This is a genomic window from Stutzerimonas stutzeri, from assembly GCF_000935215.1.
Taxonomy (GTDB): Bacteria; Pseudomonadota; Gammaproteobacteria; order Pseudomonadales; family Pseudomonadaceae; genus Stutzerimonas.
Window position 1 is genome coordinate 48114 of the sequence record NZ_JXXD01000026.1, and the last position, 19280, is coordinate 67393.

Here is a 19280-nt window from a genome sequence, read left to right on the forward strand (position 1 = left end):
CACGGGCTATCGCATCCGCTCCCGGTCGATGGTCGCGCGAGCCATGGGGGTACGCTCGCCGGAAGTCTGCCTTTGTTTGTTACGGGAGCTTAATGCGCGTTTAACTGCCCCGTGCGGCAGGCTAAGCTAGCCCCTGCGACAGGCCGATTGCGGCTGCGCCCAGGCGCAGCCGATCACCTGTCATCTCAAGCCCCCGTTTTACGGATGTACCATGCGCGGCCGACTCTCCAGTTTGTGTTTCTGCCTGTTCGTTTCAACCTTCGGCCTGGATGCGTCCGCCGCCAGTCTCAGTCAGCAGCGCCAGTATTACGACCAGGCCAAGCAGGCCCTGGCCAAGGGCGACAGCGGCCCCTACCGGCGTTATTACAACGCCCTGCGCGACTACCCGCTCGAACCTTATCTCGCGTACGACGACCTGACCCATCGTCTGAAATCGGCCAGCAACCAGGAGGTGGAGAAGTTTCTTGCCGAGCACGGTGACCTGCCACAGATCAGCTGGATGAAGCTGCGTTGGCTGCGCCTTCTGGCCGCGCGCGGGGACTGGCAGACCTTCATCCGCTACTACGACCCGAAGATGAATTTCACCGAGCTCGACTGTCTGTTCGGCCAGTATCAGCTACGCAACGACCTGCCAGGTGCCGATGCCACGGCCGAGCGCCTTTGGCTGGTCGGCAAGTCGCAGCACAACGCCTGTGATCCCTTGTTCGAACTGTGGGATATCAAAGGGTTGCTGACCGAAGAACGCCGCTGGAAGCGCACCAAGCTGGCAGTCGAGAGCGGTAACTACGGCGTGGCCAGCTATCTGGTCAAACGCCTGCCGACCCTGCAACCTCAGGGGCAGTTGATGATCGATGTCGCGCAGAAGCCGCAAATGCTTCGCCAGTCGGATCGCTTCGTGCCAACCAGCCCGGAAATGGCCGACGTCGTGTCGCTCGGATTGCGCCGCCTCGCCCGTCAGGACCCGGAGCAGGCGCTGAATCTGCTCGACGGCTACGCTCGGCGCTTCGCCTTCTCGGCCGAAGAGAAAGTCGCCATCGCCCGGCAGATCGGGCTGACGCTGGCCAAGCGTTTCGACGCACGCGCCCTGAAAGTGATGGCCGAATACGACCCCGAACTGCGTGACAACACCGTCAGCGAATGGCGCGCCCGGCTGCTGCTGCGCCTGGGCCAGTGGGATGACGCATACCGGCTTACCCAACGCTTCCCCGAAGACCTGGCCAATACCAATCGCTGGCGCTACTGGCAGGCACGCAGCCTGCAACTGGCCAAGCCCGAAAGCCAGCAAGCGGCACAGCTTTACCAGCCGGTTGCCAGGGAGCGGGACTTCTACGGCTTCCTTTCTGCCGACCGCATTCAGGCACCGTACAAGCTCAACCACCAGCCACTGGCGCTCGATAGCAAGGTCGTGCAAAAGGTGCGCAACACCGCTGGCATCCGCCGCGCGCTGGAATTTCACGACCGCGGGCAGATCGTCGATGGCCGTCGCGAGTGGTACCACGTCAGCCGTCTCTTTAGCAGGGACGAACTGGTGGCGCAGGCGCGGCTTGCCTATGAAAAGGAATGGTATTTCCCGGCGATCCGCACCATCAGCCAGGCGCAGTATTGGGACGACCTGGACATCCGCTTTCCCATGGCCCACCGCAGCACGCTTATTCAGTCAGCCAGGGCCCGAGAGATTCACCCGAGCTGGGCATTCGCCATCACCCGCCAGGAAAGCGCGTTCATGGCCGACGCCCGCTCCCATGTCGGCGCCACTGGGCTGATGCAGCTGATGCCGGCCACGGCCAAGGAAACCGCCAGACGTTTCAATATCCAGCTGGCCTCACAACAGCAGGTGCTCAACCCCAACACCAATATCCAGCTGGGCACCGCCTATCTGAGCCAGATCTACGGCCAGTTCAACGGCAACCGCGTGCTCGCCTCGGCGGCCTACAACGCCGGGCCGGGTCGCGTACGTCAATGGCTGCGCAACGCCGAGCACCTGTCATTCGATGTCTGGGTGGAAAGCATTCCGTTCGACGAAACCCGCCAGTACGTGCAGAACGTGCTGACCTACTCGGTCATCTACGGGCAGAAACTGAACTCGCCGCAACCGCTGGTGGAATGGCACGAGCGCTTCTTCGAGTCTCAGTGATGCGGCGGCTTTCAGGCAACCAAACAGGCCTGCCCACTTGGGCAGGCCTGGCTGGAATTACTCCAGCACTTCCACCGGCATCCCCACCTCCAGCTCACCGGCGCTTTCGGCGATCAGGTTCTGACCGAAGAAGACACCGCCCTTCCCTTTGCGATATGTGAGCAGCGTATTCAGCGGTTCACGATCGGGATCGCGCTCGGCGGTGAACGGGTCGAGGGTGGGAATGACACAGCGGGAACAGGGCTTGACGATGCGAAACGCCAAATGGCCGATGCGAATACGCGTCCAGCCGTCCTCGGCATAAGGCTCCGTACCGCTGATGACCAGGTTCGGGCGAAACCGCAACATTTCCAGCGGGCGCCCCACGCGGCGAATCAGGTCGTCCAGAGAGCCCTGACCGATCAGCAGAAAGGGAAATCCATCGCTGAATGCCGTGCGCTCGCCCAGCCTTGCGTAGTCAAGATCGACTTGAATGCCGTCGTCTTCGGGCAGATACACCAGACGGCAGGGCTGGCCGAGAAAATCCGTCAGCCAGGCCGCTGCGGCATCGCCGGCATCAGGCACCACGGCATTGGAACTCCAGATCTGCACGCAGCGCATTACCTTGGCATCCGGCACGGCAACCGGCAGCTCCTGCATGCCCGGCGCAGTCAGCCGCAGCGCGGTTTCGCCGTCCCAGTGCGCCTGTAAAAGCGCCATTCTGGGTACGGCACGCTGGGTAAGAAAGCGACCTGTGCCGGCTGCAACCACCATCCAGCGCCGATCACCGACCAGACCCAGCGCGTCACTCGCGCATTGCTGCAGCGCTTCGCCAGCGGCCGATTTGAGGGGGAAGCGATAGAGCGAGGAGAGATGCATGCGGCGCCTCCTGAGGGGAAGCGCAGCAGCATATCAGGGCTCGACTGCGATGTTCAGCAGCCGACAGAGCGAGGGACTGATCAGTCCTGCTCTTCCATTTTCAGACGGTCCTGGATCACGTCCACGAGCTTTTCCGGCTGGAACTTGGAAAGGAAGTTGTCGCAACCGACTTTCTGCACCATCGCCAGGTTGAAACTGCCCGACAGCGAAGTGTGCAGCACCACGTACAGATCACGCAGGCGCGGGTCGTGACGAATTTCCGTAGTCAGGCGATAGCCATCCATCTCCGGCATTTCGGCGTCGGTGAAGACCATCAGCAACTTGTCGGTCAGCACCTCGCCGGCATCGGCCCAGGCCTTGAGCATGTTCAGGCCCTTCAGTCCGTCGCTGGCGGTGTGAACCTTCAGCCCGAGCTGGCTGAGGGTTTCGCGCAGCTGCGAGAGGGCGACGGTGGAATCGTCCACGCAAAGCACTTCGCGGCCTCTGGCGCGCTCGAGCATCGGATCGGCCAGGCGTTCGGCGGAAATGCTGGTGTCGTAGGGCACGATCTCGGCGAGCACCTTCTCCACATCGATCACTTCCACCAGCTCGTTATCGACCTTGGTGATGGACGTGAGGTAATGCTGACGGCCGGCCGTGGTTGGCGGCGGCATCACCTCTTCCCAGTTCAGGTTGACGATGCGGTCCACGCCGCCAACCAGAAAAGCCTGCACGGTGCGGTTGTACTCAGTGACGATGATGGTGCTGCGCTCATCCGGCACCAGCGGTCGCAGGCCGATGGCGCGAGACAGGTCGACCACCGGCAGCGTTTGCCCTCGCAGGTTGACCACGCCGCAAACCGAGCTGTGGCGGTGCGGCATCAGGGTCATCTTCGGCAGCTGGACGACTTCCTGCACCTTGAAGACGTTGATGGCAAACTTCTGCCGCCCGCCGAGCCGGAACATGAGAATCTCCAGGCGATTCTGCCCCACAAGACGGGTACGTTGATCGACTGAATCGAGAATGCCGGCCATTTCCAGGCTCCTTGGGAAAACATGGTAAAAGGCATATCGGCCGGATGCTCCAACGCTTTATGCGACGCAGCGTGTTTTTTATGCCGCGCGTCGCAACCGTCGGAATGGCAAACAGGGGTTATTGCTTGTCGGCATTGCGCAACAGCAAGGGAGAGTCAGGCGGCAGGTGCATGCGCAATGCGCCGGCGCGCACTTCGAAGCGCAGATGGGCGCTGCGGAACGGCTCGCCGTCCAGATTGATGTCGATCTTCGTCGGCGCCTCTACCTCGAGCCAGGGCACCCGCGCGCTGACGGACACAGCCTCGACTCCGAGCAATCCGCCGCTGAGCAATGTTCCCAGCGTACCGACGGCATCGGCCGGCGCAGGCACTATGCAGACATCGAGCAAGCCGTCATTGATGCTTGCCTGCGGGCAGAGCAGCTGGCCCCCGCCCGCCTGGCGACCATTGCCGATCCCTAGCGCCAGAAACTCGCCCTCCCATTCGAAGCCCGGACCGCTGAATCGCCCTCGAGCGGCATCGATCTCGGCAAAGCGCGTCAGCCCGGTCAGCAGATAAGCGCCGCCACCCAGAAAACGCTTGAGTTCTTCCGAGGTGCTGGCGGTTACTCGCGAGCCGAAGCCACCAGTGGCCATATTGACGAATGGCCGACCGTTCATCATGCCGATATCGACGGCCTGCGCAGGCTCGTCCAGCAGCGCCAGCGATTCGAATGGATCGAGCGATATACCGGCAGCCTTGGCGAAATCATTGGCGCTACCCAGCGGCATCAGTGCCAACGACGCGTCCGCCTCGACTTCCAGCATGGTTTCAGCTACTTCACGCAGGGTGCCATCGCCACCACCGGCGACCAGCATTCGGTAGCCCGCACTCAAGGCCTCCTGCACCAGCCGTTGGGCGTCGCCGGGTTCCCAAGTCACACGAACCGCCAGCTCCCAGCCCAATTCACGCTGCTGTTTGACAGCCTCGCGCACCTCGTCATTGAGCGCCTGTTTTCCATGCAGTATCAGCAGCGCCTTGGCATCGCTCATGGCTGTTCATTCCTCGCTATTCGCACCGTTGCATAAGACAGGAGCCGGCGCCGGAAGTTGTGCGAAACAAGCGCAGCGGTATTAATCCAAAAGTTCGATCAATAGCGCCGTCGGTCACCGGATGCGCGCACCCAGGTCTTCCCAGACATCCGCAAGTTCCGTCTAAACCTCTTTCAAAACAGTGGCTTGCAGGGAGATCGTGGTTTTCATCATTTTTTTGGCAGGCCTTTGACTAGTACTGAACTCATCCTGAGAGGCACGGTCGGAGCAGGAGTCCCGAACACGGTTGCGATGGCGGCCTGCTATCACCCTCCCGCGTGCCGCGGCGATTAATTCGAGATTTGAGCCAGCTTTGAGCTGAGGATGGAGCCTTGTATGCGCGTACAGTCAGTTGGAACCCTTGAATATGCTCACCCGAGTTTCGTCGATTACTTCCTTGCCAGCATTCGCCTGATACATGCGCTGACGGCCATCCTGCCGGGGCTCCTGCTTCTGGCCTTCATGGAGCTGCCCACCAGCGGCCCGTTCAGCGCCTTCCTCGGCTTCTTCGCGGTACTGAGCGTCATCATTTTCCAGACCGTTGGCATCTACAGCGAAGAGGTGTTCAGCACCCTGCTGCGCTTCCGCGTGATGTTCGTCGCCTGGGCGGCAGCGTTCAGTTTCCTGGTCTTTATGCATCAAGGCATGGGCATGTTCGGTTATCTCGAGGCCAAACACCTGGCGTTCTGGTTCCTCACCAGCACCATCCTGTTTGGCGCCGAACGCCTGGCGATGCTTGCGCTGTTCCGTCGCCTGATGGCACGCGGCATGTTCCTGCAGAACGCCGTGATCCTCGGCGGCACCGACAATGGCGTACGCGTTGCCGAGTACCTGCAGAACCACCGCGATATTCGCACCGGCGTGCTCGGCTTTATCGACGATCGCCTCGAGCGTCTGCCCAAGGAGCTGGCCAACCTGCCGCTGCTGGGCAACACGCGTGATCTCGAACAGATGATCCGTGAAGAGAAGGTCACCCAGGTGCTGGTCGCCCTGCCCTGGTTCGCCGACAGCCGGATCGGCCAGTTGATCGCCGAGCTGCGCAAGCTGCCGGTCAATGTTCTGCTGGTACCCGACATGGTCGCCTTCCGCCACGCCGACAAGCGCATCACCGAGGTCGGCGGCCTGCCGACCCTGATCGCGTCGGATCTGCCGCTGCGTGGATGGTCGCCGATGTTCAAGCGTCTGGAAGATATCGTCATTTCCAGCATCGCCCTGCTCGCCGCCGCGCCGGTCATGCTGGCGATCGCCCTGGCGATCAAGCTCGACTCGCCAGGCCCCGTGCTCTTCAAGCAGAAGCGCTACGGCTACAACAACCGCCTGATCGAAGTTTTCAAGTTCCGCTCGATGTACCACGAGAAGTCGGACGCCAACGCCGATCGCCAAACCATCCGTGGCGATGATCGCATCACCCGTGTGGGCCGCTTCATCCGCAAGACCAGCCTCGACGAGCTGCCTCAGCTGCTGAACGTCTTCCTCGGCAGCATGTCAATGGTCGGTCCGCGCCCTCATGCCACGGCTACCAAGGCTGCCGGCGTGCTGTTCGAGGATGCCGTGGCCGAGTACTCCGCGCGCCATCGGGTCAAGCCAGGCATCACTGGCTGGGCACAGATCAATGGCTACCGCGGTGAAACCGACACGCTGGAGAAGATCGAGAAACGCGTCGAGTTCGACTTGGATTACATCGAGCGTTGGTCCGTATGGTTCGACCTCTACATCCTGGTGCGTACCCCGCCAGCGCTGCTGCTCAACAAGGATGTGTACTGATCGGCAAACGCGCTGAACACCGCCGAAAAAGATCAGAAAAGCCGCATCACAAGATGCGGCAGGAAGGAACTAATGACACTCCCAAAAATCTCACATTCGTTCACCCCGGGCCGCACCCCGGCGGCTGCGAAGTTGCAGCCACGAGGTTGATCCCATGTTCAAGAACATCTTGATCGTCTGTGTCGGAAACATCTGCCGAAGCCCCACGGCCGAAGCGCTGTTCGCACACAGACTCAGCGGCCAGGACCTGACGATCAGCTCGGCAGGGATTGGTGCATTAGTAGGTAACCCGATGGACAAGACCGCCCATGAAGTACTGCAGGACAACGGGCTGGAGCTACCAGCTCACTGCGCGCGCCAGGTCGACAGCCACATGCTGCACCAGGCGGATCTGATCCTAGCGATGGAGCATAGCCACATTCAGCACATTCGCCAGATCGCACCTGAAGTGCACGGCAAAACGTTTCTCATCGGTAAATGGCAGGACGAGCTGGAAATCCCGGACCCGTACCGCCAATCCAAACCCGCGTTTGAACATGTCCACAATCTCCTGACGAAATCCGTCGAGAGCTGGCTTCCTTACCTGAAATGAAGAAGGAACTTCGATGACAACCATGCCCCGCCCGATCTATGAAACCAAAGAGGACAAGGACATCGACTTGGCCCACCTCTTTGACACCTTCATCAACAACCGCTTGTTGATCCTGGGCATCACCGGGTTCTTTGCAGCCCTGGGGATCGCCTACGCCCTGCTTGCGACGCCGGTCTATCTCGCCAGCGCGATGATCCAGATCGAACCGAAGAACGGGCTGCCAAGCCTGACTGACGTGGTCAACACCAATCCGCCGGTGTCTCCGGCGCAAACCGAGATCGCGCTGCTCAAGTCGCGCTCGGTGGTTGGTGGTGCCGTTGCCAGCCTGAATCTCGACATCCAGATCACCCCCCACCACTTCCCGATCATCGGCGGCTTCATGGCGCGTCGCTTCGAGCCGAGCGAAGAAGGTGAATTGGGTTGGCACCCTGCCGGTCTGGGCGCTTACGCCTGGGGTGGCGAGACGCTGAAGGTCACTCAGCTGGAAGTGCCGGACAAGGTCCATGGCAAGGAGCTGACACTCGAAGCGGCAGAGAACAACGGCTTCATCCTGCGTGACAAGGACGACGAGGTCGTGGTTCAGGGTGTCGTTGGCGAGCCGGTCGAGACAGAGGACTACCGCGTCACCGTGGCTGAGCTGAATGCACGGCCGGGCACCACCTTCACCGTGGTCAAGAACCGTACCTACAACACCACTGAGAGCTACCAGCAGCGTCTGTCGGCCGCCGAACGCGGCAAGCAGTCGGGCATCGTCAACGTGACCCTCGAAGACCCCAACCCGGAGCACGCTATTCGCGTTCTGGAAGAGGTCGCCAGCCGTTATGTAGACCAGAACGTCGCGCGCAATGCCGCCGAAGCCACCCAGAGCCTGGAGTTCCTGAATGAGCAGGTGCCAGCCGTACGCAAGAAGCTGGAAGCTGCGCAGACAGCCCTGAACAAGTACCAGACCGGCTCGGGCTCGGTGGACATCACTGCCGAAACGCAATCCGTGCTGGACCGCATCGTCGATCTCGAGAAGCAGATCTCCGAGCAGAACCTCAAGCGTACCGAGATGGAACGCCGCTTCACCCGTCAGCATCCGAACTTCCAGGCGTTGATGAACCAGATCAACCAACTGCAGATGCAGAAGGAAGAACTGGAGAAGCAGATCGGCACCCTGCCGTCGACCCAGCAGGAACTGCTGCGCCTGACCCGTGACGTGGAAGTTTCCTCGGAAACCTATTCCATGCTGCTGAACAAGACCCAGGAGCTGGACATCATTCGCGCCGGCACCGTAGGCAACGTGCGCATCATCGACCATGCGGCCGCTGACCTGGAAAACCCGGTCAAGCCGAACAAGCCGCTGGTGGTCATCGTCGCGACCCTGCTGGGCGCCCTGCTCGCTACCGCATTCGTCTATGTGCGTGAAGCACTCAAGCGTGGCGTTGAGAACCCGGAAGACATCGAGCGTACCGGCACCCCGGTGTATGCCTCCATTCCGTTCACCGACAAGCAGGCTGCTCTGGAAAAACGCCTGGCCAACTTCAAGCGTGACAAGAGCACCGCCTCCTACCTGCTGACCATCAACGACCCGGCCGACCTCGCCACCGAAGCCATGCGCAGCCTGCGTACCAGCCTGCACTTCGCCATGATCGAGGCCAAGAACAACGTCCTGATGATCACCGGCCCGAGCCCGGCAGTGGGCAAGTCCTTCGTCACCACCAACCTCGCCGCGGTCGTTGCACAATCCGGCAAGCGCGTGCTGCTGATCGATGCCGACATGCGCAAGGGTTACCTGCACAAGGTCATGCGCTGTGATGGCGACAAGGGTCTGTCGGACATCCTCTCCGGCCGCATCACCCTGTTCGATGCCATCCAGAAGACCCAACTGAACAACCTGCACGTGATCACCCATGGCCAGCTGCCGCCGAACCCCTCGGAGCTGCTGATGCACGAGAACTTCTCGCGCTTCGTCAAGGAGATCAGCCACATGTACGACCTGGTGATCTTCGATACTCCGCCGATCCTGGCGGTCACCGACGCCGCGCTGGTCGGCAGCCAGGCCGGTACCACACTGATGGTCACCCGCTATGCGCTGAACGGTGTGAAGGAAATCGAGGCAGCCAAGCGTCGACTCGAGCAGAACGGTCTGATCGTCAAGGGCGTCATCTTCAACGCAGTGGTTCGCAAGGCTTCAACCTACGGCGAGTACGGCTACTACCAGTACGAATACGCCAGCACCAGCAAATAAGGTGAGTGCATGGCGACGGCTCACCGTCGCCATGCAGAACACTGCAGCTACCCCCCACTTTCCTCACTGCCGAGCAACTGGCCTTCCGAGCGTCAGTGGAACTTACTTTTGCCCGAAGATAGGTGTTAGCGATGACCAGACACCCCAACCGGCCAGCACAACGCCTCACACGACTGGCTGTGGCACTGGTGGCCACGCTGTCCGCAGTCGGCGCGAGCGCCGCCGATTGGCCAACCAGCGACACGGGCCTCGCCCTGCTCGGGGTCAATATCTCCGGCGCCGGATTTGCCCCACACGTGACTCCGGGCAAGAACGGCACGAACTACTTCTATCCGGAAAAGAAGCACTTCAAGTACTACGCCGATCAAGGCATCCGCCTGATCCGCTTTCCCTTCATCTGGGAGCGGGTTCAACACTCGCTCGATGACGGATTGAACTTCGACCAGATCCGGTTGTTGAAGAAGACCCTGGATCTGGCCGCGATGAATGGCCAGAAGGTCATTCTGGACATGCACAACTATGGTCGTTACCACGGCGAACTCATCGGCTCGAGCAAGGTGCCTTACGACGCCTACGCATCGGTGTGGCGCGAACTGGCCAAGCGCTTCAAGGGTCACCGCGGCCTGCTCGGCTACGACATCATGAACGAGCCACACGGCACCGTTGGACTCTGGCCAGGCGCGGCGCAAGCGGCGGTCGATGCGATTCGCGAAGTCGACGATCAGACGCTGATCTTCATCGAAGGCGAGCGCTGGTCCAGCGCGTACCACTGGCCGCTGGTGAACGCCAACTTCCTCATCAACGACCCGGCCGACCGCATCGTCTACGAAGCGCACCTGTATTTCGACCAGGATTTCTCCGGCAAGTACATGGCGCAGACCAGCCGCGATATCGACCCGATGATCGGCGTCGAGCGCGCTCGCCCCTTCATCGAATGGCTGAAGAAACACGGCCAGCGAGGCTTCCTCGGCGAATACGGCATTCCCGATGACCTGCCCGAAGCGGCGGTCGCCATGGACAACCTGCTCGCCTACCTCAATGACAACTGCGTACCCAGCGCCTACTGGGCCGGCGGCCCCGGCTGGGGCACCTACAAGCTTGCAATCGAGCCGCGCAAGGGCGAGGACCGTCCTCAGATGGAGCTCATGCGCAAACACCTGGCGAACGACTGCACTGCCATTGGCCCTACCCCTGCGCACAACGCTGACTGATTCTGGAGTGACTCGAACATGAAATTCGGACTGCTATGGCACTCGTTCTCTTCCGGCAACCTCGGGGTTGGCGCCCTGAGCATTTCCAACATGCTGCTGATCGACGAGGCCGCGCGTAAATGCGGGATCACCCCGGAGTTCCTGATCATCGGTTCGTCCGGGCCCTGCGACTACCCGCCGTCCACCGAGCGCTTCAACTACGAATTCATCGAGTTCAACGAGAAAGCGCTGCTGAAGAACCCCCACGGCCTGTATCAGGCGATCAGCTCCTGTGACGCGGTGTTCGATATCGGCGAAGGCGACAGCTTTTCCGACATCTACGGTGCCAAGCGCCTGATCAAGCTGCTGGTCAGCAAAGGCATGGCCCTGGGCGGTCGCGTTCCGCTGATCCTCTCGCCGCAGACCATCGGCCCGTTCAAGTCGGACTGGGGCACCAAGGCTTCGGCCTGGGCGATGAAGAAGAGCACCATGGTCTTCGCCCGCGATCACCAGTCGTTCGACGTGCTCAAGCAGCTGAACATCCCCAATCGCGACGAAGTCATCGACGTCGCCTTCGCCCTGCCCTTCGAGCGCCAGAGCGAACAGCGCGACCCAAGCAAGCTGGCTGTCGGCCTCAGCGTGTCGGCGCTGCTGCATCACGGCGGATACGAAGGCACCGCCAATCAGTTCGGCCTGCGCGCCGACTACAAGGCGCTGACCGACCGCCTTATCCGGACCCTGCTCGAGCGCGGCCACGAAGTGCACCTGGTGCCCCACGTGATCCCGATCGGCTTCCCCGCCGAAGACGACTACACCGTGTCCCAGCAACTGCAGCAGCAGTATCCCGAGCTCAAGCTGGCGCCGCGCTTCAAAGGGCCGATCGAGGCCAAGTCCTACATCAGCGGCATGGACTTCTTCGTCGGCGCGCGCATGCATGCGACCATCGGTGCGTTTTCCGCCGGTGTGCCGGTCGTGCCGCTGGCCTACAGCCGCAAGTTCGCCGGGCTCTATCAGTCGCTCGACTACCACCGCGTGGTGGACCTCAAGACCGAGGACACCGAGAGCGCACTGGAGCTGGTTCTCGCGCATCTGGACGACCGTGAACAGCTCAAGGCCGAAGTTGCCGCCAGCGGCGCGATCATCCGCCGCAAGCTGGACGCCTACGGCGTGGCGCTGGAGCAGATCCTCTCCACCCTGCACCAGCCTCAGGCCGCGTATCAGAGATAATCATGCGCGATCACGCCCTGATGGGGGTTACCACGGCGGCCCGCACCGCCGTGCAGCTCGGCACCCTGCTGATCCTCGCGCGAACGCTGGGGCCGAGCGATTTCGGCTTCATTTCGATCGTGATCACCTGGTCGACCATCGTCGCCCTGGTGACCGACTACGGCTTCGGCATGCGCGCCTTGCGCGACATCGGCGCCGAGCGCCATCGCGCGGGCGAGATCATGTCCGCCAGCCTGGCGGCGAAGTCCGTACTGGTACTGCCGGCCTGCATCGTGCTGCTGCCGATCATTCTGTTCGTCCTCGATCTGCACACCACCGAGCGCTTTGCCGCAGTGCTGTTCCTGCTCGGCACGATTGCCTCCTCCTATGGCGACCTTGGCCTGACGGTGTTTCGCAGCATTGGCCAGTTCCATCGCGAGACGAAGATCGTGGCTGCGACGGCACTGGTGCATTTCGTCCTGATCGGCGCGGCGATCCTGCTGCGCAACGATGTGCTGGCCATCGGCGTCGCCTTTCTGGTGTCACGTCTGATCTACGCGACTTTCGCCCTGCGCGCGCTGTCGAAAATCCTCGAACTCGGCGGCATCCTGCGCAACTCCTGGAAGGTGCTGGCCGAGCGCTTCAGGTCTTCCACCAGCTTCGCGGTGGACAGCGGTGCGACCAACATCTTCGCCCAGCTGGACGTCATCCTCGTCAACCATCTCGCCGGGCGCGAAGCCGCAGGCATCTACTTCGCCGGCTCGCGCCTGATCCAGGGCGCGGTGCCGTTCAGCGTGCTGCTGGCCAGCGTGCACATCCCGCGTTTCGCCTACCAGCTGCACAACAAGACCGCCGGGCTGGCCCGCTATGGCCTGCGCATCCTCGGCGAGTACGCGGGCATGGGACTGGTGTTCGCGCTGGCGTTCTTCTTCATCGGCCCGCTGTTCACCGACTATTTCCTCGGCGCCGAGTACGCCGAGCTGAACACCCTCTGGCTGGCCTTCGCCTGCTTCACCGCGGCGCGCTTCATCGCCGCCGGTCTCGGCGTACAGCTGATGGCGATGGGCACAGGCTTCCTACGCACCTTCGGAATCATCGCCTCGGGCGTGATCACGGTGCTCTGTTACTGGATTTTCATCCCCTCGCACGGGATACAGGCGGCTCCCTGGGTGTCCACTCTGGGCATGGTCGTCCTGACGCTTATCTACGGTTATGCGGTGCTCAACATCTATCGCAAGCGGCGCCAGCCGGCATGACCGAACTCATTAAATACTGCCGGTCGCGCATCGCGCTCGACTGGCCGCTCAAGGGAAGGCAGGTATGAAAGCTTCATTGAATCGCGTGCTGAACAACGACTTGTGCAGCGGCTGTGGCATGTGCAGCTCGGTCGCAGACGACGACGCCATCAAGATGCGTCTGACCGGCGATGGCTACCACCGTCCGGTGCTCAATAGTCAGTATCAGAACAAGCCGGTGGCCAACGCGCAGACCAGCGCCGCTTTCGCCAAGTCCTGCCCGGCGCTGAATCTGGACATTCGCCCGTACAAGTCGGAGAACTACCATCCGATATGGGGCGAGATCCTCGACACGCTCAAAGGCTACGCCGCTGATAACGAGATCCGTCAGGCTGGCTCGTCCGGCGGCGTGATCTCGGCGCTGGCGCAGTATTGCCTGGAGAACAAGCTGGTCGACGGCGTGATCCAGATCCAGGCTTCGCAGACCGATCCGCTGGAGAACGTCGCCACCATCAGCCGCTCGCGGCAGAACGTCATCGCCTCTTCCGGCTCTCGCTACGCGCCGGCCAGCCCGGGCGAAGCGCTGAAGTGGGTAGCCATGTCCACCGAGAAGTACCTGTTCATCGGCAAGCCGTGCGACGTCGCTGCCGTGCGCCAGATGCAGCAGCACAACCCGCGGCTGAAGGAAAACATCCCTTACATCGTCTCGTTCATGTGCGCCGGCACGCCGAGCCTGCAGGGCACCGAGCAGGTGCTGGACAAGCTGGAGGTAAAACGCAGCGACGTCACCGCCTTCCGCTACCGCGGCGACGGCTGGCCGGGGCTGACCAAGGCCACGCTGAAGAATGGCGACGAACGCACCATGACCTACAACGACTCTTGGGGAAAAGTGCTCAACCGCCACCTGCAAACCCGCTGCAAGATCTGCCCGGACGGCATTGGCGAATTCGCCGACATCGTCTGCGCCGATGGCTGGGAAGGCGATGAAAAGGGCTACCCGTCCTTCGAGGAGCGCGAGGGCAATTCGCTGATTCTGGTACGCACCGCAAAAGGTCGCGAACTTTTTCGCAACGCGGAGGCTGCTGGCGTTGTCAAAGCCGAGGCTTTCGATACGGGCAGCATCTTCTCCATTCAGCCGTTCCAGTACTACCGCCGCACGACGATCCTGCCGCGGCTGCTGGCGATGAAGCTGCTGTTGCTCAAGACCCCTACGTACAAAGGCTTCGAACTTGGCAAAGGGGTAAAGGAGATCGGGTTCTACCAGAGCTTCAAGGCGTTCACCGGTCTCCTGGTGCGGCGCAAGAAGATCAAGAAGCGGGCGCTGGAAACAGCTTGAAAGGCTGTGGCGCTCAAGGAACCAATACCTAAGGACTCAGGTTGATGACGAATTTCAGTTCACGCTTCTTCTTTTTTCCGTTGCTGATCCTGGCACTGATACTGCACTTTTCGGTGTTCGGCGACAGCCCGCACAACCCCTATGGCATCAAGGGGCTGAACGAGGCGTACCTGGCAGTCAGCATCGTGTTCACCATTTTGCTGTTGCTGGCATCGGCGGAAAACGCTCCGCGTGAATTTCGCATCCTGATGTACTACTGCCTGTACAGCGCGGTGGTGTTTCTGGTGATGCCGGCGATCTTCGCCTATTTCACCTACGGCCAACCGATCGTGTTCGGGCTCATCGAAGAGCGCCGCGTGCTGTTCTGCCTGGGCTTTGCGCCGCTGTTGTTCCTCGGCAAGCGCGTCAGCACCCTGCAGTTCGAACGCGCCCTGCTCTATGCAGCCTTGGCCGCCGCGTTCTTCTCGTGGTGCTTCAAGTTCGGCGTGATCCCCGACATGCGCCCGGAAGTGCGCTCGGATGACCGCCCGGATCGATCATCAATCGGTCCGTACCTGATCTGCCTGGCGTACTTCTACTGCATCCAGATCTGGTCGAAGGGCGCCTCGCCGATCAACGGGGCCGCGCGGAACAAGACCTTCTATCTGGTGATCGCCGCCCTACTGCTGCTGACCCTGGTATTTGCAACCCAGACGCGCCAGCTGATCGTCCTGTGCCTGGCCTTCACCCTGTTCTGTCTGCGTGCCAAGGCCGTCATCTGGGCGGCTTCGCTATCGATTCTGCTGTCGCCTTTCTATTTCTACCCGAGCCTGCTGGAAATTCTCGGGCTCAACACGGAGTTCTACGACAGCACGCTGGAAGGCGTGGAAGACGGCGCCCGCTCGGTCACCATTTCTCTGATCTTCGACCATCTGGATCAGGTCAACTGGCTGCCCAGCGGCTCGCTTTCGCTGATGTGGCAGGACGGCTTCATCCCGTACTTCGGCGAGCACTTCTTCCTGTCAGATGTCGGAATCATCGGAACGCTGTTCCGCTTCGGCTTTCTGACCTTCCTCATCGTCCCGATGACACTGTTCGTCTATCACCGCATCGCCAAGAACATTGCCACCGACATGACCTTCATCTACTCGACGATGCTGGCGTTCTTCGTCATCTGGCCGCTCAACGGATTCTTCGAATACGGCCAACCGGTTTTCGCATTGCTGTTCGTCATTCACGCCCTCAGGGCCCGTCACCTTCGCCGCCAGGAACCCATCCATGAACGTCGCGCTTATCCTCAACTACAAGGCAGCTACTGAAACCATCAGTTGCGTTGAGAGCTTGCTCGCTCATTGCCCGGCTCTCAACCATGTGGTGGTCATCGACAATGACTCCCAGGACGGCTCCGTGGTGGCATTCAACCAGTGGCTTGAGGCCCAGCCGCGCCACAACGTTACCGTTCTCGCCAACCCGGAGAACAACGGCTACGCCGGTGGCAACAACTACGGCCTGCGTTGGGCGCTGGACAACCTGCCAGTGAGCACTTTCTGGATCGTCAACAACGACACCTATGTCGATAGCGATGCCTTTGCGCCGTTGCTCGATGCGCTGAAGGAGAACGACCGCCAGTTCGTCGGCTCGGTCATCCTCAGCGCCGACACCGGGCGCCTGGAATGCTACGGCGGCGGCAAACTCTACCCGCTGCTGGGCAAGGCCAAGCTGCTGGGCAAGGACCAGACCCTCGAAGCCATGGCAAACACCAGCGAGCAGCCGGATTACCTGATGGGCTGCAGCCTTGCGTTCTCGGCCAAACTGGTCGATCGCATCGGCCTGATGGACGAGGCGTACTTCATGTACTCCGAGGAAGTCGACTGGCAGTTCCAGGCGAAGAAGAAAGGCGTTTCGATCCGCGTCGTGCCGAGCAGCCGGCTCTTCCACTACGGCTCGCTGAGCTCGGGCGGCCGCTCGGCGTTCTATCACTACTACCGCAATCGCGCCGCCACCCGATTCAACAAGCGCTTCTACGGCCAGGGTTTCGCCTTCGCGTCGGCCTGTTTCCTGTCGGCGATCACCGTCATCAAGGAGTTCAACCACCCCAGCCTCGCCTGGTCCGGCATCAAGGGCGCCTTCAAGGGAGTAACGATGAGTGTCTAACGAGACTAACCACGCGTTCGGTGTGAATTTCTATACCGGCAGCAAGGCGACGCTGCTGAACTGCATTCGCGAGGGGGTCAAGCAGCCCTACTCGTTCGTGGTAACCCCCAATGTCGACCACCTGGCGCAACTGCAGGATAACCCTGCACTGCGCGAGGCTTACGCCAAGGCTCGCCTGCGCCTGTGCGACAGCCGAATCCTGCAGCCACTGCTGCAGCGTCTCGGTGTACAGATCGAAGAAGTGATTCCGGGCAGCGACCTGACCGTCGACCTGCTGGAATGGGCAGACCGCGAGCACCTGCGCATCGTCCTGATCGGGGCGACCGAAGAGGAATGCGTAAAACTGCGCGCGATCTACCCCGGAATCACGCTCTATCACCACAATCCGCCGATGGGCTTCATCAATCGTCCGGATGAAGTGCAACGGGCATTGCAGTTCGTTCGGGAAAACCCGTCCGAATTAGTGCTCTACGCTGTCGGCGCACCGCGCCAGGAAATACTTGCCAGTTCAATCGAAAGCCACGAACGGACCGGTATGGGCTTTTGTATCGGCGCATCCATTTCGTTCGCTACCGGCAGTATTAAACGGGCCCCGGTGTGGATGCAGAACTGCAAACTCGAATGGTTGCATCGCATGCTTTCCGAACCCAAACGGCTGGTTAAACGCTACGCGCATGACGCGATGTTCATAGTTCCGGCATTCATGCGGGAAAAAAACTACCGCGTGCAGAAGGCCAAGCCGGCGAAACAGGACAGCTAATCCCAATGATCGAAAAATTGGGCGAAATTGCACTGAACAACGGTGAACCCAGCGAAATCGAGACGGTCTATCCCTTCTGTGTGAGCGTGACAGGTTGGCAATTCAACATCTAACTAAACATGAGCGCCATCCCGCCTCGGTGGTAACGCAGCAGCCGTATGTGAAGAACTTAGGAATTAAACCTGCCCCACCAAACAGCCGCTGACTTTACAACCAGGAGGGAAATAAAAACGCGTCTACGTAGCTGAATAGATAGCTGCTGGAGATGAACAATTCAGGAAGGAGAAAAACTTTGGCTACCGATCCAATTTGGTCGCTGAGGAGTGTGGAGTGATGACTCCGGTCCTCTTGGAAAGGCGAAAAAATTACTCAAGCGCCTCAGGCAGAAAAGTGAATCAAGCCGTCTCACTCTTTGAACAACAACCACTCCCTCAAGGATGAACAACCCATGAAACCATTTATCGCTCTAGCTTTTACTTCCGCCTTGGTATTGCAGGGCTGTGCGTTCGCCCCCGGCCAGTACCTCGATCCCGATGAGTTCAAGGAAGGCGCCGAAGCCGAGCACGGCACCGTTCAGCTGATCCGCATCACCCCCGAAATGCTCAAGGGTCACCTCGCCTCTGACGCGGGCACCTCCAGCAAGCAGGAACTGCTCAACTACAAGCCCGGCGCCTACCGCATCGGCGCCAACGACCTGCTCTACATTACCGTCTGGGACCACCCGGAGCTGACCGCGCCGTCCGGCCCGCAGCAGCAGCTGGATGCCAACGGTCGTCTGGTACGCCCCGATGGCACCCTGTTCTACCCGTACATCGGCAACATCGAAGCCGCGGGCAAGACCATAGAAGAACTGCGTGCCCTGATTGCGCGTCGCCTGACCAACTACATCGACAGTCCGCAGGTCGATGTATCCATCCTGCGCTTCGGCAGCCAGCGCGTCGTCGTATCCGGTGCATTCGACACCGCCGGCGAAGTCCCGGTGACCACCGCTCCGATGACCATCACCCAGGCTATCGGTCAAGCCGGTGTGGATACCGAAACCGCGGACCTCACCGGTCTGACGCTCAAGCGCGACGGTCGTGAGTACATGCTTGACATGGATTCGCTGAACCGCCCGGACTCGTGGCTGCACCAGGTTTACCTGAAGGACGGCGACCAGCTGCACCTGCCATACAACGACCAGCGCAAGATCTACGTGCTGGGCGAGGTCAACCTGCCGCAAGCGCTGTCGTTCAAAGCCACCAGCATGAACCTGATGGACGCAATCGGCACCGCAGGCGGCATTCGTCAGGAGACTGCCGACGGTGAGGCGCTGTACGTCATTCGCGGAGCTGAAGACATGATGACCGAGCCGGCCAAGGTCTTTCAGCTGAACGCCGAGTCGCCGACCGCCCTTGCCCTGGCCAAACACTTCCCGCTGCAGCCGCAGGACGTCGTGTTCGTCGGTCCGGCCAACATCACTCGCTGGAACCGTTTCATCAGCCAGCTGCTGCCGTCGGCTAACGTTGTTGGCATCGGTGCCGCAGCGGAATACAACATCAACCGCTAAGCCGCACTGCGTGATCGTCTGACGATCACGCAAAAAAAGAAGCCGCAGACTCAATCGATCTCTGCGGCTTTTTTGTGCCCATGCTACGCATCTGACAACTACCAGACGCCTGTCAGATATAGGCCCCTATGCGGCCAGCCGATCAGGCTCGATAGCACGGCTCGGCTTTATGGCCGGCCAAAAGAAAACGGGCCTGCTACGGCTTCGTAGC

15 protein-coding genes are annotated in these 19280 nt (G+C 60.9%); 12 read left to right on the forward strand and 3 right to left on the reverse strand.

Annotated features, from left to right (window positions below; genetic code table 11):
- Positions 1–211: 211 nt before the first annotated feature.
- On the forward strand, positions 212–2134 hold the full coding sequence (locus LO50_RS04115; protein WP_044314195.1) for a transglycosylase SLT domain-containing protein: 1923 nt from the start codon (positions 212–214) through the stop codon (positions 2132–2134).
- A 57-nt stretch (positions 2135–2191) separates the two neighbouring features.
- Here LO50_RS04115 and LO50_RS04120 read toward each other — a convergent pair whose 3' ends face one another.
- The 3 genes from LO50_RS04120 to yegS form a co-directional block, all read right to left on the reverse strand.
- A complete protein-coding gene (locus LO50_RS04120) occupies positions 2192–2992 on the reverse strand; it encodes an MOSC domain-containing protein (protein ID WP_044314196.1) in 801 nt (266 codons plus the stop codon).
- A gap of 80 nt (positions 2993–3072) precedes the next feature.
- The gene (locus tag LO50_RS04125; RefSeq protein ID WP_014820785.1) at positions 3073–4005 is read right to left on the reverse strand and encodes a chemotaxis protein CheV; all 933 of its coding nucleotides are present in this window, start codon (positions 4003–4005) and stop codon (positions 3073–3075) included.
- A 118-nt stretch (positions 4006–4123) separates the two neighbouring features.
- The gene (gene yegS / locus LO50_RS04130) at positions 4124–5035 is read right to left on the reverse strand and encodes a lipid kinase YegS (protein ID WP_044314197.1); all 912 of its coding nucleotides are present in this window, start codon (positions 5033–5035) and stop codon (positions 4124–4126) included.
- Between the two features lie 375 nt (positions 5036–5410).
- Here yegS and LO50_RS04135 point away from each other — a divergent pair, with 375 nt between their 5' ends.
- The 11 genes from LO50_RS04135 (at position 5411) to LO50_RS04185 (ending at position 19069) form a co-directional block, all read left to right on the forward strand.
- Positions 5411–6838 (forward strand): undecaprenyl-phosphate glucose phosphotransferase, encoded by a 1428-nt coding sequence (locus tag LO50_RS04135; RefSeq protein WP_044314198.1) that lies wholly within the window; start codon positions 5411–5413, stop codon positions 6836–6838.
- A gap of 154 nt (positions 6839–6992) precedes the next feature.
- Entirely contained in the window at positions 6993–7430 is a 438-nt protein-coding gene (locus tag LO50_RS04140) for a low molecular weight protein-tyrosine-phosphatase (protein ID WP_014820788.1), read from the forward strand.
- 13 nt (positions 7431–7443) lie between these two features.
- Entirely contained in the window at positions 7444–9660 is a 2217-nt protein-coding gene (locus LO50_RS04145) for a polysaccharide biosynthesis tyrosine autokinase (RefSeq protein WP_042926903.1), read from the forward strand.
- A 131-nt stretch (positions 9661–9791) separates the two neighbouring features.
- Positions 9792–10871 (forward strand): glycoside hydrolase family 5 protein, encoded by a 1080-nt coding sequence (locus LO50_RS04150; protein ID WP_044314199.1) that lies wholly within the window; start codon positions 9792–9794, stop codon positions 10869–10871.
- A gap of 18 nt (positions 10872–10889) precedes the next feature.
- The gene (locus LO50_RS04155) at positions 10890–12077 is read left to right on the forward strand and encodes a polysaccharide pyruvyl transferase family protein (protein WP_044314200.1); all 1188 of its coding nucleotides are present in this window, start codon (positions 10890–10892) and stop codon (positions 12075–12077) included.
- A gap of 2 nt (positions 12078–12079) precedes the next feature.
- The gene (locus LO50_RS04160) at positions 12080–13312 is read left to right on the forward strand and encodes an oligosaccharide flippase family protein (RefSeq protein WP_041014394.1); all 1233 of its coding nucleotides are present in this window, start codon (positions 12080–12082) and stop codon (positions 13310–13312) included.
- A 64-nt stretch (positions 13313–13376) separates the two neighbouring features.
- Complete coding sequence (locus LO50_RS04165) at positions 13377–14627, forward strand: Coenzyme F420 hydrogenase/dehydrogenase, beta subunit C-terminal domain (protein ID WP_041014395.1); 1251 nt, start codon at positions 13377–13379, stop codon at positions 14625–14627.
- A 44-nt stretch (positions 14628–14671) separates the two neighbouring features.
- Positions 14672–15925: a hypothetical protein gene (locus LO50_RS04170; RefSeq protein WP_041014396.1), complete on the forward strand. Its 1254-nt coding sequence runs from the start codon at positions 14672–14674 to the stop codon at positions 15923–15925.
- Positions 15885–16760, forward strand: coding sequence for a glycosyltransferase family 2 protein (locus tag LO50_RS04175; protein ID WP_044314201.1), 876 nt, complete (start codon positions 15885–15887; stop codon positions 16758–16760). The genes LO50_RS04170 and LO50_RS04175 overlap by 41 nt, the downstream gene beginning before the upstream one ends.
- Positions 16753–17520: a WecB/TagA/CpsF family glycosyltransferase gene (locus LO50_RS04180; RefSeq protein ID WP_044314202.1), complete on the forward strand. Its 768-nt coding sequence runs from the start codon at positions 16753–16755 to the stop codon at positions 17518–17520. The genes LO50_RS04175 and LO50_RS04180 overlap by 8 nt, the downstream gene beginning before the upstream one ends.
- A gap of 448 nt (positions 17521–17968) precedes the next feature.
- A complete protein-coding gene (locus LO50_RS04185) occupies positions 17969–19069 on the forward strand; it encodes a polysaccharide biosynthesis/export family protein (RefSeq protein WP_044314203.1) in 1101 nt (366 codons plus the stop codon).
- The last annotated feature ends 211 nt before the right edge of the window (positions 19070–19280 follow it).

Coding starts and splice junctions, on each gene's coding strand:
- LO50_RS04115 (WP_044314195.1), top strand. CDS start 212: ATGCGCGGCCGACTCTCCAGTTTGTGTTTCTGCCTGTTCGTTTCAACC.
- LO50_RS04120 (WP_044314196.1), bottom strand. CDS start 2,992: ATGCATCTCTCCTCGCTCTATCGCTTCCCCCTCAAATCGGCCGCTGGC.
- LO50_RS04125 (WP_014820785.1), bottom strand. CDS start 4,005: ATGGCCGGCATTCTCGATTCAGTCGATCAACGTACCCGTCTTGTGGGG.
- yegS (WP_044314197.1), bottom strand. CDS start 5,035: ATGAGCGATGCCAAGGCGCTGCTGATACTGCATGGAAAACAGGCGCTC.
- LO50_RS04135 (WP_044314198.1), top strand. CDS start 5,411: ATGCGCGTACAGTCAGTTGGAACCCTTGAATATGCTCACCCGAGTTTC.
- LO50_RS04140 (WP_014820788.1), top strand. CDS start 6,993: ATGTTCAAGAACATCTTGATCGTCTGTGTCGGAAACATCTGCCGAAGC.
- LO50_RS04145 (WP_042926903.1), top strand. CDS start 7,444: ATGACAACCATGCCCCGCCCGATCTATGAAACCAAAGAGGACAAGGAC.
- LO50_RS04150 (WP_044314199.1), top strand. CDS start 9,792: ATGACCAGACACCCCAACCGGCCAGCACAACGCCTCACACGACTGGCT.
- LO50_RS04155 (WP_044314200.1), top strand. CDS start 10,890: ATGAAATTCGGACTGCTATGGCACTCGTTCTCTTCCGGCAACCTCGGG.
- LO50_RS04160 (WP_041014394.1), top strand. CDS start 12,080: ATGCGCGATCACGCCCTGATGGGGGTTACCACGGCGGCCCGCACCGCC.
- LO50_RS04165 (WP_041014395.1), top strand. CDS start 13,377: ATGAAAGCTTCATTGAATCGCGTGCTGAACAACGACTTGTGCAGCGGC.
- LO50_RS04170 (WP_041014396.1), top strand. CDS start 14,672: ATGACGAATTTCAGTTCACGCTTCTTCTTTTTTCCGTTGCTGATCCTG.
- LO50_RS04175 (WP_044314201.1), top strand. CDS start 15,885: ATGAACGTCGCGCTTATCCTCAACTACAAGGCAGCTACTGAAACCATC.
- LO50_RS04185 (WP_044314203.1), top strand. CDS start 17,969: ATGAAACCATTTATCGCTCTAGCTTTTACTTCCGCCTTGGTATTGCAG.